Source organism: Nocardioides baculatus (assembly GCF_016735675.1).
Taxonomy (GTDB): Bacteria; Actinomycetota; Actinomycetes; order Propionibacteriales; family Nocardioidaceae; genus Nocardioides; species Nocardioides baculatus.
Genome location: NZ_JAERSG010000010.1, coordinates 1 through 1,373 on the forward strand (window position 1 = coordinate 1; position 1,373 = coordinate 1,373).

The 1,373-nt window shown below is 65.2% G+C and carries 1 protein-coding gene; it reads left to right on the top strand.

Annotated elements, in window-relative coordinates; genetic code table 11:
- Positions 1-309 precede the first annotated feature (309 nt).
- Positions 310-1,356, top strand: a complete 1,047-nt coding sequence (locus tag JI751_RS20725; RefSeq protein ID WP_201940821.1) for an IS110 family RNA-guided transposase — start codon at positions 310-312, stop codon at positions 1,354-1,356.
- The last annotated feature ends 17 nt before the right edge of the window (positions 1,357-1,373 follow it).

Sequence of the window (1,373 nt, forward strand, 5' to 3'; positions counted from 1 at the left end):
AAGACCCACTGTGACTGTGCTTCTGGGCATCCATTGTGGGTCGCCCGCCGGTCCGGAGCAGTGCAGTCTGGTGTCGGCGTCCTGGTCTGACTCGAAAGACACACTGGCCGTTTGCTTGCAAGCGTGCCTTGCCGTGCGATCTGTCGTCGAGGGCGCCGGCACCGGCCTGGCCCACCGATCGCTGGCCTGATCAGAAGCTTGGCCAACCCGCGGGTTGTGCCTCATCACAGTCCTGCCGCGCGGTGACCTGCTCCCAGGCCGATGCCGACTTTCCGGCATCACTACTGAAGGAGCAACACCGTGCAACCCATGCTGACAGGACAGGTCGACCACGTCATCGGGGTCGATACCCACCGCGACACCATCACCGCAGCAGTCGTCGAGGCCGTCACCGGCGGTGTGCAGGGCCATCGCACGAGCGGGACCCAACGAATGGACTACCGCCACGCCCTAGCGTGGGCGCGACGCGAGGCGCCCGATCGTCGTGCCTGGGCCGTCGAAGGCGCTGGAAGCTACGGGGCCGGTCTGGCGACCTACCTCCTCGCCCAAGGCGAGGTCGTCTACGAGATCGACCGACCCGTCCGGTTAGCCCGGAAGAATGGCGCCAAGAGTGATGACCTTGACGCTGTTCGAGCGGCGCGGGAGGCACTCGCGCGAGAACACTTGGCCACTCCACGCGCCCGCGGGCTTCGCGAGGCCATGCGCACGCTGCTGGTCACCCGCAACGGTGCTGTTTTGATGCGCACCGAGGCGACCAACCACCTCAAGTCCCTGATCGTGACTGCACCCGAGGGACTGCGTGACCAACTGCGTCACCACTCCACGCACCGTCAAGTCGACCGGTGCGCACGGCTACGAGTCCGCGCCGAGCACTCCCTCGAGCACCGTGGCACCATCCGAGCGCTGCGAAGCACTGCTCGGCGCATCCAATTCCTCGATGCCGAGGCCAACGAGCTCGAGCTCAATCTTCGTGAACTCGTCGAAACCTGCTGTCCCACACTTCTGCACTTCAATGGAATAGGTGTCATCACCGCGGCTCAGGTATTCGTCGCGTGGTCCCACCCGGGCCGAGTCCGCAACGAGGCCGCCTTCGCCTCACTCGCCGGAGCCGCACCCATCCCAGCCAGTAGCGGGCAGACCGTCCGATACCGCCTCAACCACGCTGGGGACCGCCAGCTCAACCGTGCACTCCACACCATCGTCCTGGTCCGTTTGCGTACCGACGAGCAAACCCGCGCCTACGCCGCCCGCCGCAAAGCAGAAGGAAAGACACCACGAGAGATCAAGCGATGCCTCAAACGAGCCGTCGCTCGACAGCTCTACCGACACCTCAATGACGCGGCCGCAGCGGCTTGACAGGACATAGAAGCATC

What these genes read in the sequence shown, in the direction of transcription:
- JI751_RS20725 (WP_201940821.1), top strand. Translation starts at nt 310, where the DNA reads ATGCTGACAGGACAGGTCGACCACGTCATCGGGGTCGATACCCACCGC.